30 protein-coding genes and 1 tRNA gene are annotated in these 25,253 nt (G+C 61.9%); 19 read left to right on the top strand and 12 right to left on the bottom strand.

Going from position 1 to position 25,253, the window contains the following annotated elements:
- From AC5DC2_RS03605 to AC5DC2_RS03635, 7 genes are all read left to right on the top strand, one after another.
- The coding region (locus AC5DC2_RS03605) for a hypothetical protein (protein WP_491697495.1) at positions 1-347 on the top strand (347 nt) is incomplete at its 5' end.
- A 12-nt stretch (positions 348-359) separates the two neighbouring features.
- Positions 360-680 (top strand): hypothetical protein, encoded by a 321-nt coding sequence (locus tag AC5DC2_RS03610; protein WP_491697496.1) that lies wholly within the window; start codon positions 360-362, stop codon positions 678-680.
- Positions 681-815: 135 nt separating this feature from the next.
- The gene (locus tag AC5DC2_RS03615) at positions 816-1,439 is read left to right on the top strand and encodes a hypothetical protein (RefSeq protein ID WP_491697497.1); all 624 of its coding nucleotides are present in this window, start codon (positions 816-818) and stop codon (positions 1,437-1,439) included.
- 58 nt (positions 1,440-1,497) lie between these two features.
- Positions 1,498-1,803, top strand: coding sequence for a hypothetical protein (locus AC5DC2_RS03620; RefSeq protein ID WP_491697498.1), 306 nt, complete (start codon positions 1,498-1,500; stop codon positions 1,801-1,803).
- Positions 1,769-2,434, top strand: coding sequence for an endonuclease (locus AC5DC2_RS03625; RefSeq protein WP_491697499.1), 666 nt, complete (start codon positions 1,769-1,771; stop codon positions 2,432-2,434). Before AC5DC2_RS03620 ends, AC5DC2_RS03625 begins: the two co-directional genes overlap by 35 nt.
- 1,214 nt (positions 2,435-3,648) lie before the next feature.
- Positions 3,649-3,725: transfer RNA gene (locus AC5DC2_RS03630), tRNA-Pro, on the top strand.
- A gap of 206 nt (positions 3,726-3,931) precedes the next feature.
- A complete protein-coding gene (locus AC5DC2_RS03635; RefSeq protein WP_491697500.1) occupies positions 3,932-4,876 on the top strand; it encodes a formylglycine-generating enzyme family protein in 945 nt (314 codons plus the stop codon).
- Between the two features lie 3 nt (positions 4,877-4,879).
- On the opposite strand, the gene clcA is transcribed toward AC5DC2_RS03635, so the two are convergent.
- The gene (gene clcA / locus AC5DC2_RS03640) at positions 4,880-6,226 is read right to left on the bottom strand and encodes a H(+)/Cl(-) exchange transporter ClcA (protein WP_491697518.1); all 1,347 of its coding nucleotides are present in this window, start codon (positions 6,224-6,226) and stop codon (positions 4,880-4,882) included.
- Positions 6,227-6,464: 238 nt separating this feature from the next.
- On the opposite strand from clcA, the gene AC5DC2_RS03645 reads away from it, so the two are divergent.
- A complete protein-coding gene (locus tag AC5DC2_RS03645; protein WP_491697501.1) occupies positions 6,465-7,508 on the top strand; it encodes a magnesium transporter in 1,044 nt (347 codons plus the stop codon).
- 10 nt (positions 7,509-7,518) lie between these two features.
- Here the strand turns inward: AC5DC2_RS03645 and AC5DC2_RS03650 are convergent, their stop codons facing one another.
- The gene (locus AC5DC2_RS03650) at positions 7,519-8,364 is read right to left on the bottom strand and encodes a hypothetical protein (protein WP_491697502.1); all 846 of its coding nucleotides are present in this window, start codon (positions 8,362-8,364) and stop codon (positions 7,519-7,521) included.
- Positions 8,365-8,577: 213 nt separating this feature from the next.
- Here AC5DC2_RS03650 and AC5DC2_RS03655 point away from each other — a divergent pair, with 213 nt between their 5' ends.
- The 4 genes from AC5DC2_RS03655 (at position 8,578) to AC5DC2_RS03670 (ending at position 11,082) form a co-directional block, all read left to right on the top strand.
- The gene (locus AC5DC2_RS03655) at positions 8,578-9,069 is read left to right on the top strand and encodes an acyl-CoA thioesterase (protein WP_024709622.1); all 492 of its coding nucleotides are present in this window, start codon (positions 8,578-8,580) and stop codon (positions 9,067-9,069) included.
- A gap of 231 nt (positions 9,070-9,300) precedes the next feature.
- Positions 9,301-9,876 (top strand): YceI family protein, encoded by a 576-nt coding sequence (locus AC5DC2_RS03660; RefSeq protein WP_491697503.1) that lies wholly within the window; start codon positions 9,301-9,303, stop codon positions 9,874-9,876.
- Positions 9,877-9,943: 67 nt separating this feature from the next.
- Positions 9,944-10,510, top strand: coding sequence for a cytochrome b (locus AC5DC2_RS03665; RefSeq protein ID WP_024709624.1), 567 nt, complete (start codon positions 9,944-9,946; stop codon positions 10,508-10,510).
- A gap of 20 nt (positions 10,511-10,530) precedes the next feature.
- Positions 10,531-11,082 (top strand): YceI family protein, encoded by a 552-nt coding sequence (locus AC5DC2_RS03670; protein ID WP_491697504.1) that lies wholly within the window; start codon positions 10,531-10,533, stop codon positions 11,080-11,082.
- A gap of 81 nt (positions 11,083-11,163) precedes the next feature.
- Here AC5DC2_RS03670 and lepA read toward each other — a convergent pair whose 3' ends face one another.
- Positions 11,164-12,990 (bottom strand): translation elongation factor 4, encoded by a 1,827-nt coding sequence (gene lepA, locus AC5DC2_RS03675; protein ID WP_491697505.1) that lies wholly within the window; start codon positions 12,988-12,990, stop codon positions 11,164-11,166.
- 62 nt (positions 12,991-13,052) lie between these two features.
- The gene (locus tag AC5DC2_RS03680) at positions 13,053-13,475 is read right to left on the bottom strand and encodes a hypothetical protein (RefSeq protein ID WP_491697506.1); all 423 of its coding nucleotides are present in this window, start codon (positions 13,473-13,475) and stop codon (positions 13,053-13,055) included.
- Between the two features lie 55 nt (positions 13,476-13,530).
- On the opposite strand from AC5DC2_RS03680, the gene AC5DC2_RS03685 reads away from it, so the two are divergent.
- The 6 genes from AC5DC2_RS03685 (at position 13,531) to AC5DC2_RS03710 (ending at position 18,078) form a co-directional block, all read left to right on the top strand.
- Positions 13,531-14,328, top strand: coding sequence for a hypothetical protein (locus tag AC5DC2_RS03685; RefSeq protein ID WP_491697507.1), 798 nt, complete (start codon positions 13,531-13,533; stop codon positions 14,326-14,328).
- Positions 14,329-14,404: 76 nt separating this feature from the next.
- Positions 14,405-14,980 (top strand): helix-turn-helix domain-containing protein, encoded by a 576-nt coding sequence (locus AC5DC2_RS03690; protein ID WP_491697508.1) that lies wholly within the window; start codon positions 14,405-14,407, stop codon positions 14,978-14,980.
- A 12-nt stretch (positions 14,981-14,992) separates the two neighbouring features.
- A complete protein-coding gene (locus tag AC5DC2_RS03695) occupies positions 14,993-15,520 on the top strand; it encodes a GNAT family N-acetyltransferase (RefSeq protein WP_491697509.1) in 528 nt (175 codons plus the stop codon).
- Positions 15,521-15,626: 106 nt separating this feature from the next.
- Positions 15,627-16,664: a histone deacetylase family protein gene (locus AC5DC2_RS03700; RefSeq protein ID WP_491697510.1), complete on the top strand. Its 1,038-nt coding sequence runs from the start codon at positions 15,627-15,629 to the stop codon at positions 16,662-16,664.
- A gap of 133 nt (positions 16,665-16,797) precedes the next feature.
- Complete coding sequence (locus AC5DC2_RS03705; protein WP_491697511.1) at positions 16,798-17,403, top strand: BA14K family protein; 606 nt, start codon at positions 16,798-16,800, stop codon at positions 17,401-17,403.
- A 171-nt stretch (positions 17,404-17,574) separates the two neighbouring features.
- Entirely contained in the window at positions 17,575-18,078 is a 504-nt protein-coding gene (locus AC5DC2_RS03710) for a BA14K family protein (protein WP_491697512.1), read from the top strand.
- 94 nt (positions 18,079-18,172) lie between these two features.
- On the opposite strand, the gene AC5DC2_RS03715 is transcribed toward AC5DC2_RS03710, so the two are convergent.
- The 7 genes from AC5DC2_RS03715 to AC5DC2_RS03745 all read right to left on the bottom strand — a co-directional run bounded on the left by AC5DC2_RS03715 (position 18,173) and on the right by AC5DC2_RS03745 (position 24,117).
- Entirely contained in the window at positions 18,173-18,520 is a 348-nt protein-coding gene (locus AC5DC2_RS03715) for a helix-turn-helix domain-containing protein (protein ID WP_491697513.1), read from the bottom strand.
- Positions 18,517-18,795 carry a type II toxin-antitoxin system RelE/ParE family toxin gene (locus AC5DC2_RS03720; protein WP_491697514.1) on the bottom strand — a complete coding sequence of 93 codons (279 nt, stop codon included), beginning with the start codon at positions 18,793-18,795 and terminating at the stop codon, positions 18,517-18,519. The genes AC5DC2_RS03715 and AC5DC2_RS03720 overlap by 4 nt, the downstream gene beginning before the upstream one ends.
- A gap of 46 nt (positions 18,796-18,841) precedes the next feature.
- Positions 18,842-20,095, bottom strand: coding sequence for a class I SAM-dependent RNA methyltransferase (locus tag AC5DC2_RS03725; RefSeq protein WP_491697515.1), 1,254 nt, complete (start codon positions 20,093-20,095; stop codon positions 18,842-18,844).
- A complete protein-coding gene (locus tag AC5DC2_RS03730) occupies positions 20,085-20,864 on the bottom strand; it encodes a TlyA family RNA methyltransferase (RefSeq protein ID WP_061449625.1) in 780 nt (259 codons plus the stop codon). Before AC5DC2_RS03730 ends, AC5DC2_RS03725 begins: the two co-directional genes overlap by 11 nt.
- Before the next feature lie 45 nt (positions 20,865-20,909).
- On the bottom strand, positions 20,910-22,829 hold the full coding sequence (gene dxs / locus AC5DC2_RS03735) for a 1-deoxy-D-xylulose-5-phosphate synthase (RefSeq protein ID WP_491697516.1): 1,920 nt from the start codon (positions 22,827-22,829) through the stop codon (positions 20,910-20,912).
- Positions 22,830-22,893: 64 nt separating this feature from the next.
- Positions 22,894-23,823, bottom strand: a complete 930-nt coding sequence (locus AC5DC2_RS03740; protein ID WP_061449627.1) for a pirin family protein — start codon at positions 23,821-23,823, stop codon at positions 22,894-22,896.
- Positions 23,824-23,862: 39 nt separating this feature from the next.
- Positions 23,863-24,117 carry an exodeoxyribonuclease VII small subunit gene (locus tag AC5DC2_RS03745; protein ID WP_061449628.1) on the bottom strand — a complete coding sequence of 85 codons (255 nt, stop codon included), beginning with the start codon at positions 24,115-24,117 and terminating at the stop codon, positions 23,863-23,865.
- Positions 24,118-24,394: 277 nt separating this feature from the next.
- Here AC5DC2_RS03745 and AC5DC2_RS03750 point away from each other — a divergent pair, with 277 nt between their 5' ends.
- Positions 24,395-24,793 (top strand): acyl-CoA thioesterase, encoded by a 399-nt coding sequence (locus AC5DC2_RS03750; protein WP_061449629.1) that lies wholly within the window; start codon positions 24,395-24,397, stop codon positions 24,791-24,793.
- Positions 24,794-24,798: 5 nt separating this feature from the next.
- On the opposite strand, the gene AC5DC2_RS03755 is transcribed toward AC5DC2_RS03750, so the two are convergent.
- On the bottom strand, positions 24,799-25,253 hold a 455-nt coding region (locus AC5DC2_RS03755), incomplete at its 5' end, for a biotin transporter BioY (protein ID WP_491697517.1).

Consider the following 25,253-nt stretch of genomic DNA (forward strand, 5'->3'; position numbering starts at 1 on the left):
AACAGCAGGCAGGGCTTCAAAACGACAGCAAAAAGATCGAGGCCGAACTGACAGCGGAATATCTGCGGCAGGTGGTTGCCGAAACGCGGGAAATGGCGGCGCTCAACAAGGCGAAGTTCGCCGTGCCGTGGTTCTGGCTGTTTGCCGGTTTCTTCCTCGTGCCGCTTGCCGTCTGGTGGGCGGCGATCTGCCTCTACAACATGCTTTGGTGCCCGGACTGCATCTATGCGCAGCCCTGGACGATTGCCGCCTTTCCCGCCCCGCTCGATGCCTGGGCGGGGAACATGATCCAGTGGGTCTTTTATGTCGGCTCGGGCATTGCCGGGCTTCGCGCAATCATCAAGTAACGAGGGCAGGGCATGACGCACGACCTTTACCAGTCCGTTGGCGAGATCAAAAGCGGCCTCAATCTCTTGCTCGAGGCTGAAGCGCGAAATGAAGAGAAGCGTCGGCGGCTATATGAGCGAGTAGAGGTCGTCGAGCGGCAAAATGAGCGCCTACTGGACCAGCAGGAGGCTATGAAAACTCGCCTCGAGAAAGCTGAAGTCATGGTGGACGAATATAAGCGTATCAAGCAAATGGGGCGCGGATGGATGCTCGGCGCCGCCATGTTTGGCGGCGGGGTGACGCTGGCCGTCTCGGACTGGATCACTGCCGCGATCAAAGCTATTGGTCGGTAACATTTGCCGTCTCTGAAAATAGGGGCGGCTTTTCTCTCTGCCGGCTACCGTTTTCCATGTTGCGAAACACGTTGCTTGTGAGATTTATGATAATTTATCGTCGCGATAGCCCCTTACCAGTTTGATAGGTTACAGATGTTCCGCCTGATAAATTCGTTTCCGATCGCAGCAGCCATGCTTCTCATGATGGCGGGTTTCGCGCTCGCACAGCCAATTTCGATTCGCAACATCAATTGGTCAATGAGCGAGACCGAGCAGGTAGCGGCCCTCGAAAGGGAGGGGTTGATCTGTCTACGAGAACCCGGTTGGGACTCTTGGTGGGTTCCACCAACAGAGCTGGATACGGAGCTCAAACGTCCGAATATTCAGTGCTTCGCCCAAGGGGTCGAGGGCGCAAATATAGCTGCTTTGAAACGGCTATACACTGAATGGGAGGCAACATGCCGCGACGCCGGAACTGGAGCGCCAGCTTGCTACGATCACGAATTTAAACGGCTGCGCGACCGTTTACGTATGGTGGAGATACGAAGCGATGGAGTGATCGTCTTCGAATGTGCTTTTTTGAGAAGCTGTGAGTACTCCGCTCAGGACGTTATTTCGCAACTGCAGAGGCAGGTTATCAACGCGCCATTCGAGAAGCCCACACCGGATTCTTGGATGGTTTGCGCCACTGGATCAGATGGTGACAAGCTGTGCTACCATCGCGGGCATACAATCTGGCTTGTTCAAAACCCTGATGAAGGGCCGATGAGATTCTGATGAAAAGAGGTTTCGCGGCGGCCGTAAGCGATCCGCCGACGTCGAGGTTGCCGGCGCGATGGTTGATAACGCTGCCGTGGCCAAGCTCGCTGAGGCCGTGCGTGACCAGACCGAGGCGATCGAGCAGGGCTGTCGGGAGGTGCACCAGCATACCAATGCGATGCGGGAACACACCGGGGAGGTTTGGCCGCTGCGGGAGGAGGAAGCTATTAATGGGACAGGTGACGGGCGCAGGATACACAATAGCTTCAGTCCTGATAGTAGCCTTAGCCAGCAGCACATCCAGTGCGGGGGAGCACCCTGGATCATTCTCGCGGGCCAAGACTCTTTTGAGCAATTTTTATTCTACAAAAATCGAGGCTGAGACCTTCTACTGTGGCTGCTCATTCGTCGCCAGCGATGTTGATGCTGCCAAGTGCGGATATATCGCTCGAAAACAACCCGAACGCGGTAAGCGTGTCGAGTGGGAGCATGTCGTGTCCGCTTGGGAAATCGGTCATCAGCGCCAATGCTGGCAAGTAGGTGGGCGAGATCACTGTAGCTCTAACGACCCTTACTTCGTTCAGATGACTTCCGACATGCACAATCTGAAGCCCTCTGTAGGCGAGCTCAACGGTGACCGTTCGAACTATCGATTTGGAATTGTTTCCGGGGAGCCGCGCGCCTATGGGGCCTGCAATTTTGAAGTGGATTTCGCGACCCGGCGTGCTGAGCCGCCAGAAGACCGTCAAGGGGACATAGCCCGCGTCTATTTTTACATGCGTGATCGCTACGGCCTTCAAATTAGCCAGCAGCAAAACCGGCTTTTTGACGCCTGGTCGAAGACCGACCCGGTTGATCAGCGAGAACTGGAGCTAAACGAGGCTATTTCCCTGATGCAGGGAAACTCGAACTGCCACGTCAGCCGAGATTGCACGATTGAGCGAGCGTTCGACCCGAGGGACGCCAAGGCTGCCGCCAAAGTCTTTCAGTGCGACGGTGAAGAATGCGAGTAGCTTCGAGGATTTTCGCGATCGTTGCCGGTGGTGAGCGGAAAGCCGATGTCGACGTCTGAGTATATCGAAGCGTCGTTCTCTATCGCCGTTTTGATATTGGCGATTTGGTTCATTTTCGTCTCCTACCGAAAATAGCTGCGGTGTTACCTGCGCGTGGCGAGCTCGGACGCAGGACTTCGAATATCGCGACATTCACAAGGCGCGGCCGTTGTCGCGATACGCGGGGTTGTATGTCTCAAGGTATCCCAAAATACAGAACGTCGGCGCCGCATGTTTTAGCCATTGCGACTACGATTCCCATCGCATCATAGCTTTCGCAGTTCTGGGTAAACCCGCAGATTGCTTGAGAAATACTCAGACCATGGCAATTGCTGCCGCCGCCCATAGCTTTACAGAACCCCTCGCCAAGCTCATCGTTTCCGATAGATGAGCAGAGACTCCCGCCACCTGCTCTGCATAGGGCTTCTCCCAACGAACTTACTCCGCTGCAGAAACTCGCGCCCCCAGCTCGGCAAACGCCCTCAGCGTAGGATGTCACTCCGCTGCAGAAGCTTTCGCCGCTAGCTCGGCAGACGCCTTCACCTAGTGTTGTGACGCCATTGCAGAAGCTTTCGCCGCCAGCTCGGCAGACGCCTTCACCGAGCGTTGTGACGCCATTGCAGAAGCTTTCGCCGCTAGCTCGGCAGACGCCTTCGCCGAGTGTTTTGACGTCACTGCAGAAGCTCTCGCCACTGACTTCGCATAGTGACGCCCCATCTATCTGGGCACCACGAAGGAAGATGGGGGCAATCAGCTGAGAGATTCGGCAAAACTTGAGCGTCGTCTCAAAGTTCTGAGCTTTGATAGGAGTGAGCCCCAACATGAAGAGAGATAGGAAAATCAGGCATATTCTGGCTACGTTTTTCATAGTCGTCGCATCTTCTGGCAGGTAGACAGATGCGACAAAAACATCTCCCGCACCCCACATTGGAATACCAGACGGCCTGCGCGATTGCCATAGAAACTGAGTGGTGCTGTGGCGCGTTGTCATGGGGCGCTTTCAAGGCTTGTTTTATCTATGAACATTAGCAGAACATCTCGTGGGACTTTCGTGGGACTTTTGGTCCCACGGCTGACCTTTCGAGGCAAATTTTCCGTTTTTGTTCAAGAAAGCCAATTTCCCTCTTGCGCGCAGAAACCCGAAAGTCTAATGGGGACGGGCCGTTATGGCTGGTCGGGGTGTAGCGCAGCCCGGTAGCGCACTTGACTGGGGGTCAAGGGGTCGTGGGTTCGAATCCCGCCACCCCGACCATTTAAACTTCCCCCAAAAACGTCCTGAAAATCAGATGGATACAAGCGATTGAGAAAATGGACCGGGGTGATCGCCCTTCGGGCCATGCAGGCTTCTTCGCCCGTCCTCCCGTTGCGGAAACGGTTTCCAATCAACCGAAAAAGCTCTAGAAGTCGCTTGAGAGCAACCGGAACGGGCATGATCCGCTTTAGTGAGGGAGAAGAACGATGGATGACGCCGTCAAGGGCTGCTGTGCCGTCTCGCGCAATGCAGGAGAGCCGGCGCCCGCCGCCGCGCCCGCCGCCGCGCCTTCCGTTGCCGGCGAGCGCTCCAATGCGATCTTCATTCCCGGCGGACGCAGCCATGTGGGCATGGACAATCCGGTCATCCCGCTTGATGGAGAGGGACCGGCGCGCAGCGTGAAGCTCAACGACTATCTGCTGGAAGCCCAGACGGTGACGATCGGCCGCTTTGCCGATTTCGTCGCCGCGACAGGCTATGTCAGCGAGGCGGAGCGTTTCGGCTGGTCGGCCGTTTTCGCCGGGCTCCTGCCCGCCGAGACCGAAGTTACGGGCAATGCGCCGTCAACGCCGTGGTGGGTGCGCGTCGACGGGGCCAGCTGGCGTCAGCCGGAAGGGCCGGGAAGCTCGGTCGAAGACAGGCTCGATCATCCCGTAACCCAGGTCTCGCATGCCGATGCCCTGGCCTTTGCCGAATGGGTCGGCGGCAGGCTGCCGAGCGAGGCCGAGTGGGAACGCGCCGCCCATGGCGGCGTGCGCGGCCGCAAGTTCACCTGGGGCGACGAGGAGCCGGACGACGAGACCGTTTTCTGCAACATATGGCAGGGAACCTTTCCCCATACCAACACCATGGCTGACGGCTATATGGCCACAGCGCCTGCGCGGTCCTTTGCACCGAACGAGGGCGGGTTCTACAACATGGCCGGCAATGTGTGGGAATGGACGGCGGATCCCTTCCGCATCCGCTCGCTCTCGCGCCACGCCAAGAAACGAAATGCCGATGCGGCGGCCGCCGGCGAGAGGCTCCTGAAGGGCGGTTCCTTCCTTTGCCACATCTCCTATTGCTATCGCTACCGGATCGCAGCCCGCATGGCGCTCACGCCCGACAGCGCGGCCAGCAATGTCGGTTTTCGCGTGGCCTATGATGCCTGAACCTCAGGCTATGCCGGAGCCGGAGCGTTTCTTCGGCATGCGCTCGGGGTGGACGCCTGCCTGGGCCAGGGTTCGTTCCAGAAGCTGTTCATAGATCGGATGACCGCCGATCCACTGCGCCACGAGATTCGCCGTCAGGCAGGTGGCGATCAGCGGCAGCGTCATCGTGTAGGCGCCGGTGAGCTCCAGCGTCAGCGCCACGCCGACGATCGGCGCGCGCACCGATGCCGAGAACAGCCCGCCCATGGCGGCAATGCCGAAGGCAAGCGGCACGGCGGCGCCTTCGGGCAGGAGCCCCGCAAGCGCTGTGCCGAAGGCAAGCCCGATGCAGATGGCAAGCGCCAGCATCGGCGCGAAGATGCCGCCCGGCGTGCCGGCGGAATAGCTGGCAACCATGCTGACATAACGCAGCACCGCAAGCCCCAGCAGCGCGCCGAGCGCCAGGTTGTCGCGCGCCATCATCACGATCACGTTCTCGCCGCCGGTGACGGCGCGCGGAAACAGGATGAACAGCGCGCCGACGGCAAGGCCGATCAGCCCCGGCATCAGGTATGGCACGCGCCTGTGCATGGCCATGACGAAGTTGCTCACGCCCATGATTGCGGCGTTTAGGCTGACGCCGACGGCGCCGAGCACGCAGCCGAGGATGACAAAGGCCGGCAGCAGCGCCAGTGCCGGAGCGGGCACGGACATGGAAAAATCGGGCGCCGTGCCGCCGATGACTTCCGTCATGACGGTGGCGAAGAAGGCGGCGGCGATCACGCCCATATAGGTGCGGAACGTATAGGGAAACTGGCTGTGCGTTTCCTCGACGATGAACAGCACGGCGGCAAGCGGGGCATTGAAGGCGCAGGCAAGGCCGGCTGCAGCACCCGCGCCGAGGAGCCCGCGCCGCTCCACGTCGGAGACCTTGAAGAAGTCGGTGATCGCCGCCGAAATCGATGCGCCGATGTGAATGGTCGGACCTTCGCGGCCGAGCACCAGCCCCGAGGAAAGGGCCGCGATGCCGGTGAGATATTTGACGGGCAGGACCTTGCGCCAGTGCACGGTGCGCAGATTGCTCATCGCGCCCTCGATTTCCTGGACGCCGCTGCCGCCGGCCTCCGGCGCATAGCGGCGAACGACATAGACCGAAGCGACCGTGAGGCACATGGTGACGAGCGCGGCAGCGCCGACCAGGAACGCGCCGTCGAGATGGCGCGACAGCACGGTCGGCCAGATGAGCAGCCTGTCGATGATCAGGTGGAAGAACGAACCGGCCGTGCCGGTCAGGATGCCCGCAGCCGCAGCCAGGACGATGAAGCGGGCCTCGGCCCGCCGGTCGCCGGGTTGATCGGGAAGCTGGGACATGTCATCCATGGGTAACCAACCGGATCGCAAGGGGTCAACATCAACGGAAAAGCAGGTGCATCGGAGCCTTGGGCTTGCAAGGCCCGTCGTGTTGCATCCCCCTTCACGCAAGGCCAGTATGCAGACAAGCGAATTGGAGTCTACCCTCGATCAAGGTCCATTCACACATTGCTTCCGCAACGTCATCAAGCCTTTATAATGCCTTGTATAGTAAGGGGAAAACGAAAGGAACTTTATCGTGACGGATGCCACTGCCGGTGATTTCGCGCTGAGCGCGCCCCTGACGCCGCTTGCACGGATAATCGACCAATCGCCGTTGACGCTGAAGCCCGAGACGAGTGCGGGCGAGGCGGTGAAGCTTTTCACCAAAAGCGGCGGCAGGTCCGTCACCATGGCCTGTATCCGCGATGCGGAGGGGCTTCTCGCCGGCGTCGTCTACCTGCATGACTGCCTCCGCCACAAGCTTGACGATCCGGTCGGCATGTTTGCCCGCACGGACATGGCTGTGGCCCGTGCCGATCGTTCGGCCGAATCCGTTGCGCATGAGATGGTCGAGGGCGATATCGACTTCATGCCTGTCGTCGATCGGAGGAACCGGCTTGTCGGCATCATAGACGGCGCGCGGGCGAGCCGCTTCATGGTCGATACGCTGCAGGAGGACGCCGAGGTCTTCGTCGGCCTTTCGGGCACGGTCAACGACGACTATTTCGAGCGTTCGGTCTGGTCGGACTTCCGTCGCCGCTTTCCCTGGGTGCTGGGTCTGGCGATTGCGGGTCTCGCCGCCGGCTATGTCGTCCATATCTACGAGAGCGCTCTCGATGCGCTGGTGATCCTCGCGCTCTACATGCCCATGGTGGCCGATACCGGCGGCAATGTCGGCACCCAGTCGGCCAGCCTCGTCACCCGCGTTCTGACAACCGGCGGCATCCGCTGGGCAGAGGCGGCGACGATCATGTGGCGGGAAATGCGCGTTTCGTTGCTGATGGCCGCGATGCTGTTTGCCTTCGCCTTCCTCAAGGTGGTGCTGATCTCCAACGCCGCCGATGTTCCGGAAGGGATGACGCTTGAAGCGATCGGTCTCGCCATTGCCGTCGCCCTTGCCGCCCAGGTGGTCTCCGCCACGCTGATCGGCGCGCTGCTGCCGCTCGGCGCCGTTGCCGTGAAGCAGGATCCGGCCGTCGTCTCGGGCCCGGCGCTGACCACCATCGTCGACCTGACGGGGCTACTTCTCTATTTCACCATCACCACCATGATGCTTGGCATCGTCGTCGTGCATCAATAGAGGCACAGGCTCAGACCCCGTCTCCCGCGTGCCGGGCCTCGCGCATGCTGAGCGCTGCGGCAAGCGCGAAGCAGAAGGCGCCGAACCAGAGATTGGCGTTGGAGACATCCATCAACCCGGCCGAAACGCCATGGCGGGGCACATAGGCGAGCGTCGAGGCGATCATGAAGGCGATGCAGCCGACAAGGTTGATCGCGGCGATCCACCAGCCGAGTTCGCGGCGGGGCTTTGAGAAATGGGCGTGTCCGACCTCGATATAGGCGAGATAGGCCGAGACCAGGAACAGCACGGAGCCGATCATGCCCGGCGTCCAGATAGCAAGATCCTGCGCGACCCAACCCTTCGGCGCGTTGATGGCATCGAAGGTGTTGAAGTTGAACGCAACCGTGCCGACGAATTGCGTCGCGGCGCTGAGCCAGCCGGGGCTGTCCGGGCTCCAGCCGAACAGCCGTGGTCTGGTTCCGGAGCTTGCCGCCGTCTGGTCGGCATTGGCGGCCTGGAAAAGCTGCAGATAGGCCGCCGTCGTGAACGGAATCGAGCCGAGGAAGAAGGTGACGTTGGTCGTCCACCCCGGCAGACCGGAGACGAGCTTCGGATAGAGCGCCATCGCGCTTCCCGCCATGAACAGTGAGGCGCCGATGACGAAGACCAGTCCCATGATCCAGTTGTAGCGGGCGGTCTGCCAGGCTGGCGCGCGAACGTGTTCCAGCGCGCGCCTGTGGCGGAACAGTCCCTTGCGGTGATCGCGGGCGCGCCAGAGCAACCGACGGCCGTCGCGCGTTTCGTGACGCAGCGTGACGAAAGGCCAGGCGCCCGCCTGAAGGTGCTCTTCCGCGTGGGTGTCCTTTGACATCATGCCTTCTTCTGTCTGCAGGTAACTCCGTGATGACGCTTGCCGGCGACTTTGGCCGCTCGTGTGGCGAAGGTCAACCACGGGGAATGGCCGGAGATCACCAAGCGGGCGCTCTTTGCTGTTGATCGCGGGCGTCATTCGGGCAAGACTTGGCGCAGTCTGCAGGAGACGGGGCGGGATGGCTGCCTGCCGCGAAACGAGAGGGATGAATAACGCATGGATCGCGCACACGACCCGAGCCAGCTTGAAATGGTTGTATTGATGACGCCGGATATGGCGAATTTCTCCGGCAAGGTGCACGGCGGGGCTCTGTTGAGCCTGCTCGACCGCGTGGCCTATTCCTGCGCCGCGCGCTTTTCCCAGGATTACGCCGTCACGCTGTCCGTCGACCAGGTGACCTTTCGCGAGCCGATCAATGTCGGCGAACTCGTCACGCTGCGCGCCTCCGTCAACTATACCGGACGGACATCGATGGAGATCGGCATCCGGGTGGAGGCGGAGGATGTGCGCACCGGCCATCGCCGCCACACCAATTCCTGTTATTTCACCATGGTCGCCGTGGACGAGCGCGGCAAGCCGACGCCGGTGCCGAAGCTCGATCTCGATACGCCCGACAAGGAACGCCGCTTCGAGGAGGCCCAGATGCGCCATCAGCTGCGCAAGGAATACGAGGCCCGTTTCCGGGAACTGAAATCCGAAAAGGGCTGAGGCCGGAGCTTTCTGTCTGGAACGGCTTTCGCCGGCCTATGCTGCGCCGCAAAGGATAACGCGTGGCTCACATTTTCTTCATCGCGTGGAAACTCTGTAAAATCAGTCATTTGGTTCATTGAACAGTTCGTTCAGCATTTGCGAAATTGTCGAGCACGCAAATTCCGCTAGCTGTGGTGGTGCACGCGACCATTCCGGTCCTGTCCAAACCGCATCAGCGAAAGGTTATTCATGTTCCGTTTTGCTACCACGGCTGTCGTTCTGTCCTTGATGTCCGCTCCGGTTCTTGCCGCCCCGGTCTCCTATGAGTTCGACAAGTCGCACAGCAACCTGTCATTCAGCTACAACCACCTCGGCTACTCGATCACCGACGGCCGTTTCGGCGAGTGGGATGCCACGCTGACGATTGACGCCGAGGCGCCGGAAAACTCTTCGGTTGAGTTCGTGATCGCCGCCGACAGCCTCGACACGTTCTGGGATGCGCGCGACGAACACTTCAAGAGCGCCGATTTCTTCGACGTCGCCAATTATCCGGACATCACCTTCGTCAGCACCGAGGCGAAGAAAATCTCCGATACCGAGCTTGAAGTCACCGGCGACCTGACGATCAAGGACACCACTGTTCCTGCTGTTCTGGCTGTCGAAATCCTGTCCTTCGGCGAGCACCCGATGGCCGAGAAGCAGGCTGCCGGCTTCCTGGTGGAGACGACCGTGCTGCGCTCCGATTACGGCATGGACATGTACACGCCCTACATCGGCGATGAAGTGTCCGTCGTCTTTTCCGGCGAAGCGCTGATTGCCGAGTAACGGCTGACGGCAAGCCGCGCGGGGCGGGGCCGGCAGGCCGGTTCCGCACGCGCCCGGAGATGTTTCAATGATCAAGAACACCAGACATGGTTACGGCGCCGTCGCCATCCTGTTTCACTGGGTCATGGCGCTGCTCATTCTCGGCATGCTCGGCCTTGGCCTCTATATGGTGCGGCTGCCACAGTCGGACCCGAATGCCTTCGCGCTGTTCCAGTTGCACAAGTCGATCGGCTTCGTCGTGCTGACGTTCGCCATGCTTCGGCTGCTGTGGCGGGCCGTCAACCCTTCGCCGAAACTGCCGGCGGACATGCCTGTCTGGGAGAAGGGTGTCGCGCATCTGGGGCATGCCGGGCTTTACGCGATGATGTTCCTGCTGCCGCTTTCCGGCTGGCTGGTGGTCTCGGCGTCTCCCTGGGGCATCCCGACGATCGTCTTCAATCTTTTCGAGGTGCCGCATCTGCCGGTGCCGGGGGACAAGGCTGCCACGGAGGCGCTTGCCGCCGCCGTGCATGAATACGGCGCCTATTTCCTCATCCTGCTTGTCGCCGGCCATGTGGCCGCAGCCTTCAAGCACCATTTCATTGCCCGCGACGAGACGCTGAGGCGCATGGTGCGCCCCTCGCGCGCGGCGTGACCCGGACACAGGAGAACGATATGAAATTCAAAGCTTTCACCGCCGCTCTGGCGCTCGCAACAGCTTTCGCCTCGCCGGCGCTTGCCGAAACCTGGAACGTCGATCAGGACAACAGCTCGCTCGGTTTCGAGGTGCCCCAAGGGGGCAAGACTCTTTCCGGCACATTCGAAAGCTGGGCGGCATCGATCGACTTCGACGTGCAAGCACCGGAAGACGCGCTCATCACCGTCGAGATCGACACCGGAAGTGCTGTAACCGGCAACGGCCAGTATGACGGCATGCTGGAAACATCCGACTGGTTCGCCGTCGATGAATTCGGATCAGCCGATTTCACCACGGACAATGTCCTGGCTCTCGATGACGGCAGCTACAAGGCCGACGGCCTTCTGACGATCAAGGCGGTCACCCTGCCTATCGAGCTCAACTTCACGCTCGATATCGACGGCGATACGGCCCATGTCGTCGGCATGGCGACGCTTGACCGCAAGGAATACGATCTCGGTCCCGCCGTGAACGCCGATACGGTCGGCGAGACGGTGACGGTTCTTCTGGATTTGACGGCGATGCGGTAAAACAGTCTGCGATTCATACGAAAAAAAGCCGTTGCATCGATCAGATGCGGCGGCTTTTTATTGACGGCAAGCTTTGGCTTGTTACTCGTCGCTCATCTTCAGCGCGGCGATGAAGGCTTCCTGCGGGATCTCCACCTTGCCGAACTGGCGCATGCGCTTCTTGCCGGCCTTCTGCTTTTCCAGAAGCTTGCGCTTGCGGGTGGCGTCGCCGCCATAGCATTTTGCCGTCACGTCCTTCCGGAGCGCCGAGATCGTCTCGCGCGCGATCACATTGCCGCCGATGGCGGCCTGGATCGGGATCTTGAACATGTGCTTCGGGATCAGCTCCTTCAGCTTCTCGCACATGTCGCGCCCGCGCTTTTCGGCCGCCGTCCTGTGCACCAGCATGGACAGAGCGTCGACCGGCTCGCCGTTGACGAGGATCGACATCTTCACCAGATTGCCGGCGCGATAGTCGTCGAGGTGATAGTCGAACGAGGCGTAGCCCTTGGAAATCGACTTCAGCCGGTCGTAGAAATCGAACACGACCTCGTTGAGCGGCAGGTCGTAGGAGAGCATCGCCCGGTTGCCGACATAGGTCAGGTTGGTCTGGATGCCGCGGCGGTCCTGGCAAAGTTTCAGGATCGCGCCCAGATGATCGTCCGGCGTCAGGATCGAGGCCTTGATCCACGGCTCGCGGATCTCGGCGATCTTGACCACTTCCGGCATGTCGGCCGGATTGTGCAACTCGATCTCGCGCCCGTCCGTCATTGTCAGTTCGTAGACAACGGAGGGGGCGGTTGCGATCAGGTCGAGGTCGAATTCGCGCTCCAGCCGCTCCTGGATGATTTCCAGATGGAGAAGGCCGAGGAAACCGCAGCGGAAGCCGAAGCCGAGCGCAGCCGAACTCTCCATTTCGTAGGAGAAGGACGCATCGTTGAGCCTGAGCTTGCCGACGGCGGCGCGCAGGTCTTCGAAGTCGTTTGCATCGACCGGGAACAGACCGCAGAACACCACCGGCTGGGCCGGCTTGAAGCCCGGCAGCATCTTTTCCGTCGGGCGCTTGTCCTCGGTGATCGTGTCGCCGACACGGGTATCGGCCACTTCCTTGATCGAGGCGGTGATGACGCCGATCTCGCCGGGGCCGAGCTCGTCGACAACCAGCATTTTCGGGGTCAGCACGCCGACGCGGTCGATCGGATATTTGGCGTCCGTGCCCATCATGCGGATGGTCTGGCCCTTTTTCAGCACGCCATCGATGACGCGGACGAGAACCATGACGCCCAAATAGGTGTCGTACCAGCTGTCGACCAGCAGCGCCTTCAGCGGCGCATCGGCGCCCTTTTCGGTCTTCGGCGGGGGCAGCTTGTGGACGATGGCTTCCAGCACGTCCGGCACGCCCATCCCGGTCTTGGCGGAGATCAGCAGCGCGTCGGAGGCATCGATGCCGATCACATCCTCGATCTGCTCCTTGACCCGCTCGGGGTCGGCGGCCGGCAGGTCCGCCTTGTTCAGCACGGTCACCAGCTCATGATCATTGTCGATCGCCTGATAGACATTGGCGAGCGTCTGGGCCTCCACGCCTTGCGATGCATCGACCACCAGCAGCGACCCCTCGCAGGCCGAAAGCGAGCGCGAAACCTCATAGGCGAAGTCGACATGGCCGGGCGTGTCGATCAGGTTCAGCACATAGGTCTCGCCGTTCTTCGCCTTGTAGTGCAGGCGCACGGTCTGGGCCTTGATGGTGATGCCGCGCTCGCGCTCGATATCCATGTTGTCGAGAACCTGGGCGGACATCTCACGCTCCGCCAGCCCGCCGCATGTCTGTATCAGGCGGTCGGCCAGCGTCGATTTCCCGTGGTCGATATGGGCCACGATGGAAAAGTTGCGGATATGGTCCAGTGGAATGCGGTCTTCATTTGTGCTCATGCGCGCGCATATAGCAGCGCGCGCGGTTTCTTGGAAGCGAAATTGCGGGGAGAGCAGCGTGGTCAGCAGCCGAGCGCTTCTTGATCTTTGATATAGCTTTCGCGCTCCGAATGCAGATCCTTGATGCGATAGGCAATATCGATCTTCCATCGCTTGATCTCTTCGATCATCCCCTCCGCACTTTCGATTTGTTTCTGAAGGTCTCGTGCATCCCTAAGCTTCATTGCGACATAGACAACCGTGACGACTCCACCGAGGCGCTTGACGATGGTCTCGGCGGCAATGCCGATGATATCATGGGCGGAAATGCCGAGATCGCTGATGATATCAAGCAGTTTGAGGCGGTATTGCTTGATCTTGTTTTCAAGGTCCAAAATCTGTGCATCATGTTTGCGGCTCTCTGCCGCCAGTTCGTCGCTCCGGGCCAGCAGAGCTTTTTCAATACGGCGCAAGCGGCTGCATTCAGAGTAATTGTCGTTTGCCATCTGGTGGCCTTTCTCGCTATGTTGCTTACACCTGCAATTTCAAGGCGAGACGGCAATGCGAGGAAAAGCGGGGATATCTTTTGCCAGGCTGGTCTTCGCTTCGGCCGCGTTCATGCTGATGTCTTTGTCCGGTCCACAAACGAGCTTTGCAGGGGATTGGTCGTTTCAGGAACATCCTCAGCCAAGCACAGAAATCTCGTTCGAGGAATTGCTCTATATCGATGGCGACTGGAAACGGGACGGAATGCTGCCGGAGTGCGGCGGCAAGGTGCATCGCAGCTACGAAATCTACCTGAAGTACTTTCCCGATTATGCGGAGACTGCTGAGCCGGAGCAGGCCTATCAGACCTGGCGGGACTATATACTGGCGGACGAAGAGAATTCTCTCGGTGGCTGCATGACCGGCGCTTACGCCTATGCCATCGAAACGCTCTACAAGCGCGATCCGTCACGCATCACGGTCTCCTATTGCGGCCGTTTTTCCGGAGAACCGACGACGGAGGAAGACCTGTTCGTTGTCGATAAAATCCGCTACCTTGAGGGGGTGGCCGACAAGGGCTTTGCGGTGGCGCAAGGCTATTATTTGCTGATGGACGGCAACAGTGTGGTCCGGCTGAACCCCGATATCCTCTACTTCCTCAGACGTGCACTGGACGGTTCCTCCTTTGCAAACGATCTTGGATTGTTCGATACCCAGGACAGCATCTTCGCCGTCAACAGCCCTGGGCTGGAAGAACAGCTCAGCTCCGAGCGCAAGGCCTTCGTCGATGGCGCTGTGTTGCGAAACGATCTTTCTGCCGTGCTGGAAACCACCGGTCCTTGCGGGGATACGGCCTGGCGAGAGGCTGATTAGGCCTGCAGCCTGACAGCCGGGCGGTTCCAGGAAATATCCGCTTGACTCTCTTATAGTGGAAATCCATGATCGCATCATGGATATCATCGACTCAACTTTCGACCGAACCATTGCGCTCAACCTCAAGAGGCTGCGTGCCGAAAAGGGGCTGACGCTCGACCGGCTTGCCGAACTCTCCGAGGTCAGCCGGGCGATGATCTCGCGCATAGAGCGGGCGGAGGCCTCGCCGTCCGCGCTGGTGCTGGCGAAGATCTGCGCCGCGCTCGGCACGTCGCTCTCGGCCTTCTTTTCCGATGCGGACAGGCCTGTCGATCCGCTGTCGCGCCGGGTCGACCAGCCGGTCTGGCGCGATCCGGAAACCGGCTACACGCGCCGTTCCGTTTCGCCGTCGGGCACCGGTTCGGCGGTCGATATCGTGCTCATCCGCTTTCCCGCCGGCGGCCGCATCGCCTATCCGCCCAAGCACGGTGCGGCGGAGCTGCGCCAGCACGTCTGGGTGCTGGATGGCGTGCTCGATGTCGAGTTCGGCGAGGAGAACCATCAGCTTTCCAAGGGCGACTGCCTGTTCATGCCGGTGGCGGACCCGCATGTTTTCTCAAATCCCGGCGCGACCGATGTCACCTATTCGGTGATCATCGAGCGCGCGCCATAGTCAGGAGCAGTCATGGACATCAGACTTTTGGACGGTGTGGAGGCGGAAGCAGCCATTCCCGGACTTTGCGCGTTGCTGGCCGACGGTATCGAGGACAATGCCTCCATGGGTTTCATGGCGCCCTATGACGCGGAGGCGGTTACGGCCTTCTGGCGGCAGGTGGCCGCCGGCGTTGCGGCCGGATCGGTCATTCTCGCCATTGCCGAGGAAGACGGTGTGCTCGTCGGCACGGTGCAGGCGGGGCTGGCGCAAAAGCCGAACCAGCTTCATCGCGGCGATGTGATGAAGCTCATCGTGCTGCGCGCCTTCAGGGGGCGGGGAATTTCCCGCCGTCTGATGGAGGCGCTGGAGGCCGAATGCCGCAAGCGGGACCGCTGGCTTCTGGTGCTCGACACCGCCACCGGCAGCGCGGCGGAGGCGATCTATCCGCGCCTCGGCTGGAACCGCGTCGGCGTGGTGCCGGACTATGCGCTTTATCCCGAAGGCGGCTATTGCGACACGACCTTTTTCTACAAGCGTCTCTCTGATCCGTCGCCATGATGGCGTTGTCACAATTGTCTCAACGAACTTGGCGTCTGCTGTGGATTTTGCGCCGGAATGGGGCTACCGACAGAGGGGAAATCTTTCTCGTCAAGGGGCCCCGAAAATGCGTGTCATCTATTCCGAGGATCACAAGCTGCGTGACGCCAAGACCGAGCTGCATGGCGGAGAACTGGTGAAGCCGTTTGAGGGGCCGTTCCGGGTGGAGTGGATCCGGGCCGCGCTGAAGGAAAAGGGGTTTGACGACGAGGTCGCGCCGGCGCGCCACGATCTTTCCGTGCCCCTCAAACTGCACGATGCCGGCTATCTGGAGTTCCTTGAAACCGTCTGGGAGCGCTGGCTGTCGGCCGGCTTCACCACCGAGGCGATCCCGATCTCGCTTCCCGTGCGCCGTTCCTACCACGCCCGGCCGCCGCACAATATCGACGGGCTCCTGGGTTATTACGCCAATTCGGTTGAGACCTCAATCACCGAAGGCACCTATGAGGCCGCGATCGCGGCGAAGGACTGCGCCATGACCGGGGCCGATTATCTCGGCGAGGGACATCGCTTTGCCTTCGCGCTCTGCCGCCCGCCCGGCCATCATGCGGGCATCGACCTCTACGGCGGCTATTGCTTCCTCAACAATGCCGCCATCGCCGCCCAGCGAATGCTCGACAATGGGGCAAAGAAGGTTGCCATCCTCGATGTCGATTTCCACCACGGCAACGGCACGCAGGACGTCACCTATGAGCGCGACGACATCTTCTTCGCGTCGCTTCACGGCGAGCCGGATGATGCCTTCCCCTATTTCTGGGGCCACAGGGAGGAGACCGGCAAGGGCAGGGGCGAGGGCTACAACGCCAACTTTCCCATGCCGCGCAACACCGCCTGGCCGGCCTATAACGAGGCGCTGGAGGCCGCGCTCAGACGGATTTCGGCCTTCGGCGCGGAGGCCCTGGTCCTGTCGCTCGGCGTCGACACCTTTGAAAAGGATCCGATCTCCTTCTTCCGCCTGAAGACGCCTGATTTTCGCACCATGGGCGCCAGGGTCGCCGAGCTCGGCATTCCGGTCCTCACCGTCATGGAAGGCGGCTACGGCGTGCACGAGATCGGCGACAATGTCGCCAATGTCCTGATCGGACTGGAAGAGGACGGAGCCTGAACCCTCCGGCCGGACAATCCCTCCGTTAATGCTGCATTCAGGTTGAAAGGCGTAACGGCACGACCGAAGATTGCGGTCGACCCCTGTCCGGTCCGCCGCCTTTGCTTCAGGTGTTTGCTTCAGGAGGAAGCCGATGTTGAAGGCAGTAAGGAAGGCATTCGTCACGGCCGTGGCGGCGGGCATGCTGGCGGCAGCCGCGATCACGCCGGCAGCGGCGCATCCCGCAGGTGGTTTTCATGGCGGCGGCTTCCATGGGGGCGGTTTCGGTCACTATCACGGCGTGCCCATGGGGCCCGGTCCGGCGCTGCATGGCGGGCTCCACGGGCCTGTCGCTCCGCACTGGCACGGAAATCCGGGCGGCCCCGGCTGGCATGGCGGCGGCCGCTACGGGCCGCATTGGCACGGCAATCCGCCGCCGCCCTACAGGCCGGTCGGTCCCTATCCGGGTCCCTATTTCGGCCCCGTCTATGGCGGTCCCTACGGTCCCTATGGCCCCGGCTGGTATGGCGGCCCCTACTGGAACAACTGGGGCCCGGCGATCACCTTCGGCGCCGGCGCGCTGATTGGCGGCGGCGTTGCGGCAGCCGCATCGTCCGGCGATGTCGCCCCCGTTCAGGCCGGCATCAATCCGAAGCACTATCAATGGTGCGAGGACCACTACAAGTCCTACCGCGCCTCGGACAATACCTACCAGCCCTATAACGGGCCGCGCAAAGAGTGCACCTCGCCCTATTACTGAGACGGCGCGAGAACACGATTTGTGAACGCGCGCGGCGTCTTTTGACCGGCGGCGCGCGCCCTTTCTCCTTTCTGAAACGTTAATCCCGGGTTCAGGCGGGCTTGATTAGTCTCTGCCTGTAACCAAGGATATCGGCGACCGACCCTTCGGCGCGGCAAACAGGAGAATGAGATGATCAGATTGGCAAGGAAAACGGCGGCGGCCGCCATTGCCTCCGCATTCATGGCGGTGAGCGTTCTGCCTGCGGAGGCGATGCCGGTGATGAAGCCGGTCCCGACGGCGGATAATGCCGTGCAGACGGTGCAGTATCGCGGCGGCGATCGCTACAATGACAATCGCGGCGGCTGGGGCCGCAATCGCGGTTATGACAGGCGCTATTACAACGGAGGCGGCTGGGGCTACAACGGCGGTCGGGGCTATCGTCCGCCGCCGCCCGGATATTACTACGACGACGATGACGACGCCTGGGTGCCGCTCGCCATTCTCGGCGCGGGCGCGCTGATCATCGGCGGCGCGGTCGCGGCAAACCAGAGCCGCCAGCCGCAGCAGACCTACGGGGTAAACCCGAAGCACTACGACTGGTGCGAGGCGCGCTACCGCTCCTACCGCCCGTCGGACAACACCTTCCAGCCCTATAACGGGCCGCGCAAACAGTGCCTGTCGCCGTATTACTGATTAGGGTGCGATGAAAAGAGAAGAGGCCGCGCACGCCAGGAGCGTGGCCTTTTCTATTGCCGAAACCCGTATCCCCAACACGTGACAGTCAACATCAAGCTGTAACTGAGACGCGTTTTTTCGGCATCGCTATGGACAAGCGACCCTGATCGACTTTCGGATTTTTCTTCTTGATCACGATATCGATATCGCGGCCGAGCTTGAGGAGCATCCGGAGAATCCTGTCTGACGTTATCCCCTCGAGCTTGCCGTTCATGATTTTGGATACATGGGACTGAGGAATTCCCAGTATCTCCCCGGCATCGCGCTGCGTCAGGTGACGGTGCTTGATGATGGATGCCACCTGAATCGCGAGCGCAGCCTTCAGGCTCAGTTCCTCTGCGTCTGCGAGGCCAAGATCGGCGAAGATGTTGCCCGAGCTTTCCGTTATGTCTTCCGTCATGTCGCTGGTCTCTTCTTGTAGTCATCCTCGGCGAGCTTGATCCGAGACTTGATCATTTCGATGTCTTTGGGCGGCGTTTTCTTGCCAGTCTTCGATTTCTTCTGGAAAGCGTGAAGCACGTACACGACCTCCTTCAAACGAAGAAGGTAGACGCAACGATAGGTGTCGCCATCATGGTCATCGACGATCTCCAAAACGCCGGATCCGACGCCCTTGAAGGGTTTGGCGCTTCCCACCCAGCGACATGGCTTAAGTGCGTCCCTTTTTATACTCATTTAGGTATACCCCGTCAACCTTCAAGCAGGTTTCCCGGAGAGTATGCTATTTCCGCCTGAGGCAGGCCACCGCCTCGACATGGGCGCTCCAGAAGAACTGGTCGACCGGGACGACAGTGTCGATGCTATAGCCGCCATCCCTCAGGATGGCGAGATCGCGGCCAAGGGTCTGCGGATTGCAGGATACGGCAACGATCCGGGCGACATCCGAGCGCGCCAGTTCCTCGGCCTGTTCTTTCGCGCCGGCGCGCGGCGGGTCGAACACGACGCCGTCGAAGGGTGCCAGTTCGCGCGGCAGAAGCGGGCGGCGGAAGAGGTCGCGCCGCTCCGTCGTCACCTGTTTCAGGCCTTGCCGGTTGCGCACGGCCTGGTCGAGGGCCGCAAGCGCCGGCCCGTCGAACTCGACGGCGTGGACGCGGGATTTCGCCGCCAGCCTGAGAGCGAAGGTGCCGAAGCCCGAAAAGAGGTCGGCAACCCGCTTGCTGCCCTTCAGATGCCTGACGACTATGTCCGTCATCGCTTCTTCCGCGCCGAGCGTCGCCTGGGCGAAGCTTGCCGGCGGCGGAAACACCCGCGTGCCCGAAAGGGTGAGTTCCGGCTTCACCGGTTCGACGATAATTTCTTCGCCGATGGCAAGCCGGGCGATGCCCCTGACGCTCATGACCGCGCGGGTGGCTGCCTGCCGGCGTTTCTCCGACGGCGCCTTGATGCCGGCAAAGCTGATGTCGAGACCGGTCTCGGTCTCCATGACGGCGATGCGGAAGGGGTCGCTGGTGGAGACCAGAATGCCGGCCAGAAGCTTCAGCGCCGGGAGCCGCGCAAAAAGCGTCGGCGAGAGCACGGGACACTCCTCGATGGCGACGATATGATGGCTTTCCGGGCTGGAAAAGCCGAGCAGAATGCCGTTTTCCGTGCGGCGTCCGGCAAAGCTCGCGCGCCGCCGCTCTCCGGGCCCGGACGTCACCAGCGGCGCGACGGGGCAGTCGATGCCGTGGGCCGCGAGTGCATCGACCACGACCTGCCGCTTGAAGGCGTCATAGGCGGAGCGTTCGAGGTGCTGCAGCGCGCAGCCGCCGCAGGTGCCGTTCTCGCCGTCCGGCCCGAAATGGCGGCAGACCGGGGCGATCCGGTCGGGAGAGGCGTCAAGCAGCGACAGCATCATGGCTTTCGATTTCTCGCGCGCAACCATCACCGTCTCGCCGGGCAGCGTGAAGGGAATGAAAACCGGGCCTTGCGCATGGGCGGCGATCCCGTCGCCCTGGCTTCCGAGCCGTTCGATCTCAAAGGTTTCAGCGGCCATGACGGTCCAGCCTTTCGGTTGCGCCGGACTTTTGTCCGGCAAGCAGATATTCCTGGTTTCCGTCGCCGCCCTCGATCGGGGAGGGAGTGATGCCAAGGCTTTGCCAGCCCTGATCGCGAACCAGCCAGGCTTCCAGTTCTTGGGCGATCTTCGGCCCGAGCGTGGGATCCTTCAACAGGCCCTTCTTGCCAATATTCTCCCTGCCTGCCTCAAATTGCGGCTTGACCAGAAGCACGCAGAAGGCGCCGGGTTCGGCAAGGGCGAGCGCCGGCGGCAAAGCCAGCTTCAGCGAGATGAAGGAGACGTCCGAGACGACGAATCCCAATGGCCGGTCACCGATGTCAGCGCGCGCAAGGTTGCGGGCATTCACGCCCTCCAGATTGGTCACGCGCGGGTTGCCGACAAGCCGCCCCGCCATCTGGCCATGGCCGACATCGACGGCCGTCACATGGGCCGCGCCGCGTTCCAGAAGCACCTGGGTAAAGCCGCCGGTCGATGCGCCGATATCGACCGCGTCGGCGCCCTCGGGCGAAATATTGAAATGGTCGAGCGCGGCAATCAGCTTCAGCGCCGCGCGAGAAACATAGGCGCCCGCCGGATCATCGACAGCGATGGCGCTTCCCGCGGGCACGGTCTCGCCCGGCTTTTTCGCGATACGGCCATTGACCGTGACGGCGCCGCGCAGAACGGCGTCGCGCGCCCGCGAACGGGTTTCGAAATGGTTGAGGCTGACCAGAAGCTGGTCGAGGCGCTGGGCGGTGTCGGTCATACCCGCTCCATGGACGCATTTGCCGGCAAGCGCAAGCCTTGCCGTTTACCCGGTCGTGCCGGTCGAGATGCCGGAGCGGCCAAGCGCGCGGAAAACCGTATCGACGATCCCGTCGCGGTCGAGGCCCGCCTTCGCATACATCACTTCGGGCTTGGCCTGTTCCATCCAGATATCGGGCAGCACCATCTGGCGCACGCGCAGGCCGCTGTCCATGAGGCCTTCATTGGCGAGAAACTGGATGACATGAGCGCCGAAGCCGCCGGCCGCCCCTTCCTCGATCGTCACCAGCACCTCGTGATGGGCGGCGAGCTGGCGGATCAGGTCGCGGTCGAGCGGCTTGGCAAAGCGCGCATCGGCAACGGTCGTCGAAAGCCCTGCCGCGTTCAGCACGGTGGCCGCCTCGCGACATTCGCCAAGGCGCGTGCCGAAGGAAAGCAGCGCCACCTTCGAGCCATCGGAAATGATCCGGCCCTTGCCGATCTGAAGGATTTCACCGCGTTCGGGCAGCTCGATCCCCGTGCCCTCGCCGCGCGGATAGCGGAACGAGATCGGGCCGTCGCTGTAGTCGGCGGCGGTGCGAACCATGTGCATCAGTTCCGCCTCGTCGGCGGCCGCCATCACCACGAAGCCGGGCAGGGTGGCGAGATAGGTGGTGTCGAACGAGCCTGCATGGGTCGGTCCATCCGCCCCGACAAAGCCCGCCCGGTCGATCGGAAAGCGCACCGGCAGGCCCTGGATCGCGACGTCATGGACGACCTGGTCATAACCGCGCTGCAGGAAGGTCGAGTAAAGCGCGCAGAAGGGTTTCATCCCCTCGCTTGCAAGGCCGGCCGCGAAGGTGACGGCGTGCTGTTCGGCAATGCCGACATCGAAGAGCCGGCTCGGGTAGAGCTCCTGGAACTTGTCGAGCCCGGTGCCGGACGGCATGGCGGCGGTGATCGCCACCACATTCTCGTCATGGCGGGCTTCCTCGATCAGCGCCCTGGAGAAGACGGAGGTGTAGCTCGGCGCATTTGGCTTGGCCTTTGCCTGGGTCCCGGTGACAACGTCGAAACGGCTGACGGCGTGGCACTTGTCAGCGGCGGCCTCGGCCGGGGCATAGCCCTTGCCCTTCTGCGTCACCACATGGATCAGCACCGGCCCGCGCGCATTGTCGCGCGCATTGCGCAGCACCGGCAACAGGTGCTCGAAGGAATGGCCGTCGATCGGGCCGATATGATAGAAGCCGAGCTCCTCGAACATGGTGCCGCCGGTGACGAAGCCGCGCGCGTGGCCGACGGCGCGGGAAATCGCCCGGTCGATCGATTTGCCGAGATAGGAGGTCAGCCGCTTGGAAAAGTCGCGGACCTCGAGATAGGTCCTGCCGGAAGCGAGCCGCGCCAGATAGGCGCTCATTGCCCCTGTCGGGCGGGCGATCGACATGTCGTTATCGTTGAGGATCACGATCTGGCGCGCGCCGAGCGCGCCGGCATTGTTCAGCGCCTCATAGGCCATGCCCGCCGACATCGCGCCGTCGCCGATGACGGAAATGACGTTGCGCGGGTTATCCTGAAGCTTCGAGGCGACCGCCATGCCGAGGCCGGCGGAAATGGAGGTCGAGGAATGACCGGCGCCGAAGGGGTCGTATTCGCTCTCCGCGCGGCGGGTGAAACCGGAAAGTCCGTTCTCCTGCCGCAGCGTCCGCATCCGGTCGCGCCGACCGGTCAGGATCTTGTGCGGATAGCACTGGTGGCCGACATCGAAGATTACCCGGTCATGCGGCGTGTTGAAAACCTTGTGGATGGCGATCGTCAGTTCGACCACGCCCAGGCCCGCGCCCAGATGTCCGCCGGTGCGCGAAACCGCGTCGATCATCTCCGCGCGCACTTCGCCCGCAAGCTGCGGCAGGTCGCGGTCTTCCACGTCGCGAAGGTCTGCTGGCAGGTTGATCCGGTCGAGGATGGAGGTTTTGGCCGGTAGCGTCACGTCTTGAAGCCTCGTGCGCGAAACGGTCGCGCGTTTTCTGTTTCTAAATCGGTTCTAGCGAATTTCAGCGTCCGGGCAAAGGAACAAATTCCGTTTCATCGCCGGGGACGAGGCCGAATCGGCCCTGCCGCCAGTCTTCCTTTGCCTGCTCGATGCGCTCCTTCGAGGAGGAGACGAAGTTCCACCAGATATGCCGCGGTTTTTCCAAAGCCGCTCCTCCGAAAAGCATGAGACGGCATCCGTGTTCCCCAGAACCCGCAATCGTGATCGTGTCGAGGGGCGCGAGCACAAGCAGTTGCTCCGGACCGAAGACGTCGCCGGCGATCTCCACCGCGCCCTCCAGCACATAGATCGCGCGCTCCTCATGCTCGGCGGGGAAGGAGAAGCGCGCGCCCGGCCTGAGCGCAATGTCGACGAACAGCGTATCGGTAAAGGTCCGCACGTCCGCCTTCAACCCGCAGAAATCACCGAGCACCACGCGCCCGCTGACGCCGGCCTCGGAGATCGTCGGCAGCGCGTTCTTCTCCGTATGGCCGAAGGTGGGGTCGGTCTCCTCGTCGCTTTCCGGCAGGGCGAGCCAGGTCTGGACGCCGGAGAGCGCATGCGGGCGCAGCCGGAGATCCTCCGGCGTGCGCTCCGAATGGACGATGCCGCGCCCGGCCGTCATCAGGTTGACGTCGCCGGGCCGGATGACGGTATGGTTGCCGAGCGTGTCGCGATGGCCGATTTCCCCCGTGGTGAGATAGGTCACGGTCGAAAGCCCGATATGGGGATGCGGCTTGACGTCGAGCGCCTCGCCATTGCCGCCGAAGCGCGCCGGACCCATGCGATCAAAGAAGATGAACGGGCCGACAAGCCTGCGCTTGATCGTCGGCAGCGCGCGGCGCACCTCGAACCCGCCGATATCGCTGGTGCGCGGAATGATGAGCTGCGACACGGCATTGCACGACTGTGCGTCGCCGAATTCGGGGTCCTTACCGGGGAAAAACGACATTGCGGCACCTTTCTCAGCGCCGGGCGCTGTCAGTCGGCCTCAGGCCTCATCGAGAGGCTCGGTTCCGGCGGGCTTGCCCTCGCGGTCGAGCCGGATCTTCTCCACCCGCGCTTCGGCCGCGTTCAGCAGCTTGTCACAGTGTTTCTTCAGTTCCTCGCCGCGGGCATAGATGGCGATCGATTCATCCAGCGCCACGTCGCCGCGTTCAAGCCGCGCGACGATCCGCTCAAGCTCGTCCACGGCGCGCTCGAAGGTGAGTTCGGAAACGGCGGTCGGCTTTTCCGGATCGGTCATAGTCCTGCCTCTTGATTTTGCGATCACATCCCGCACTTAACCCGGCGGGGCCGTTCAGGCAAGGTAATGCACGGCGGTGTGATTGCAAGCCGGAGCACGTTTTGATGATCCTGCCTTCCGGCCGCTAACCATTCGGAGACCGCGTCGTTTCATTTGACGTGGAAAGGTTCTATAGAACGGATGGGCCGGCCCGCGCCGCGGGAGGCATGAGAATAAAGACGTGTTGCGTAACGGGCCGCGCGCTCAAGAAAGGCAGGCGGCCGGGAAGGTGTGTCCGATGGACGACAGGCATCCGGAGCGAATTGAACTGCGCGTTCCCTACCGGGATATCGATATGCACGGGCGCATGCACACGGCCGCCTATATCGAGCATGCGGAAGAGGCGCTTGCGCATTTCTGGCGGTTTCGGCCCGAAGTCGCAAACGAGCCGGCCTATGTGGTGCGCAAGGTCGGCTGCACCTATTACCGGGGGCTGCGCAACGGCGAACTCGCGGAACTGACCGTCAGGGCGGCAAAGATCGGCGGCAAGTCGATCGGCTTCAATGTCGCCGTGCAGGCCGGCAACGAGATCGCCGCCGAGGTCGAGCTCCTGTGGAGCGCCGTCCATCGCGACAGCGGCGAGCCCGCGCCCCTGCCTGAGGAAACGCGGGACTGGCTCTATTCCTTCCTCGACTGAGAGGCTCAGGCCGAGCGTTTTGGCAGCAGCGGATAGCCCACCATCACGGCGCGGGCGGCAAGGGCGGCAAGGGCGGCCTTGACCAGGTCTCCGGGCACGAAGGCGACCGTTCCCGCCACGGCCTTGGAGATGCCGAGCCCGACGCCGAAGGCAAGCCAGGCGATGCCGAAGAAATAGACCACCACGATGCCGCCCATGGCTGCGGCGATGAAGAAGCCGAAGGTCTGGCGCAGCGCGCTCTTTGCATCGGCATGCATTTCCGCAAGGCCGCCGGCGATATAGGCGCCCGGCAGCCAGCCAATGAGGAAGCCGGCCGTGGGGCCGACGAAGGCGCCCAGTCCGCCGCGTCCGCCGGAAAGCACAGGCAGGCCGATGGCGACCAGAACGAACATGAGAAGCACGGCAGCCGCGCCGCGCCTGCGCCCGAGGATCAGGCCGGCGAGCATGACGCCGAGCGTCT

It is taken from the genome of Martelella sp. (assembly GCF_984369615.1).

Bases quoted from the DNA above. Each gene is read 5' to 3' on its own strand.
- AC5DC2_RS03615 (WP_491697497.1), top strand. From the start codon at position 816: ATGTTCCGCCTGATAAATTCGTTTCCGATCGCAGCAGCCATGCTTCTC.
- AC5DC2_RS03705 (WP_491697511.1), top strand. From the start codon at position 16,798: ATGTTGAAGGCAGTAAGGAAGGCATTCGTCACGGCCGTGGCGGCGGGC.
- AC5DC2_RS03650 (WP_491697502.1), bottom strand. From the start codon at position 8,364: ATGATGTCAAAGGACACCCACGCGGAAGAGCACCTTCAGGCGGGCGCC.
- AC5DC2_RS03690 (WP_491697508.1), top strand. From the start codon at position 14,405: ATGGATATCATCGACTCAACTTTCGACCGAACCATTGCGCTCAACCTC.
- AC5DC2_RS03695 (WP_491697509.1), top strand. From the start codon at position 14,993: ATGGACATCAGACTTTTGGACGGTGTGGAGGCGGAAGCAGCCATTCCC.
- AC5DC2_RS03750 (WP_061449629.1), top strand. From the start codon at position 24,395: ATGGACGACAGGCATCCGGAGCGAATTGAACTGCGCGTTCCCTACCGG.
- AC5DC2_RS03655 (WP_024709622.1), top strand. From the start codon at position 8,578: ATGGATCGCGCACACGACCCGAGCCAGCTTGAAATGGTTGTATTGATG.
- AC5DC2_RS03700 (WP_491697510.1), top strand. From the start codon at position 15,627: ATGCGTGTCATCTATTCCGAGGATCACAAGCTGCGTGACGCCAAGACC.
- AC5DC2_RS03665 (WP_024709624.1), top strand. From the start codon at position 9,944: ATGATCAAGAACACCAGACATGGTTACGGCGCCGTCGCCATCCTGTTT.
- AC5DC2_RS03725 (WP_491697515.1), bottom strand. From the start codon at position 20,095: ATGGCCGCTGAAACCTTTGAGATCGAACGGCTCGGAAGCCAGGGCGAC.
- AC5DC2_RS03745 (WP_061449628.1), bottom strand. From the start codon at position 24,117: ATGACCGATCCGGAAAAGCCGACCGCCGTTTCCGAACTCACCTTCGAG.
- AC5DC2_RS03635 (WP_491697500.1), top strand. From the start codon at position 3,932: ATGGATGACGCCGTCAAGGGCTGCTGTGCCGTCTCGCGCAATGCAGGA.
- clcA (WP_491697518.1), bottom strand. From the start codon at position 6,226: ATGTCCCAGCTTCCCGATCAACCCGGCGACCGGCGGGCCGAGGCCCGC.
- AC5DC2_RS03670 (WP_491697504.1), top strand. From the start codon at position 10,531: ATGAAATTCAAAGCTTTCACCGCCGCTCTGGCGCTCGCAACAGCTTTC.
- AC5DC2_RS03680 (WP_491697506.1), bottom strand. From the start codon at position 13,475: ATGGCAAACGACAATTACTCTGAATGCAGCCGCTTGCGCCGTATTGAA.
- AC5DC2_RS03685 (WP_491697507.1), top strand. From the start codon at position 13,531: ATGCGAGGAAAAGCGGGGATATCTTTTGCCAGGCTGGTCTTCGCTTCG.
- AC5DC2_RS03610 (WP_491697496.1), top strand. From the start codon at position 360: ATGACGCACGACCTTTACCAGTCCGTTGGCGAGATCAAAAGCGGCCTC.
- lepA (WP_491697505.1), bottom strand. From the start codon at position 12,990: ATGAGCACAAATGAAGACCGCATTCCACTGGACCATATCCGCAACTTT.
- AC5DC2_RS03660 (WP_491697503.1), top strand. From the start codon at position 9,301: ATGTTCCGTTTTGCTACCACGGCTGTCGTTCTGTCCTTGATGTCCGCT.
- AC5DC2_RS03720 (WP_491697514.1), bottom strand. From the start codon at position 18,795: ATGAGTATAAAAAGGGACGCACTTAAGCCATGTCGCTGGGTGGGAAGC.
- AC5DC2_RS03710 (WP_491697512.1), top strand. From the start codon at position 17,575: ATGATCAGATTGGCAAGGAAAACGGCGGCGGCCGCCATTGCCTCCGCA.
- AC5DC2_RS03730 (WP_061449625.1), bottom strand. From the start codon at position 20,864: ATGACCGACACCGCCCAGCGCCTCGACCAGCTTCTGGTCAGCCTCAAC.
- AC5DC2_RS03740 (WP_061449627.1), bottom strand. From the start codon at position 23,823: ATGTCGTTTTTCCCCGGTAAGGACCCCGAATTCGGCGACGCACAGTCG.
- AC5DC2_RS03715 (WP_491697513.1), bottom strand. From the start codon at position 18,520: ATGACGGAAGACATAACGGAAAGCTCGGGCAACATCTTCGCCGATCTT.
- AC5DC2_RS03620 (WP_491697498.1), top strand. From the start codon at position 1,498: ATGGTTGATAACGCTGCCGTGGCCAAGCTCGCTGAGGCCGTGCGTGAC.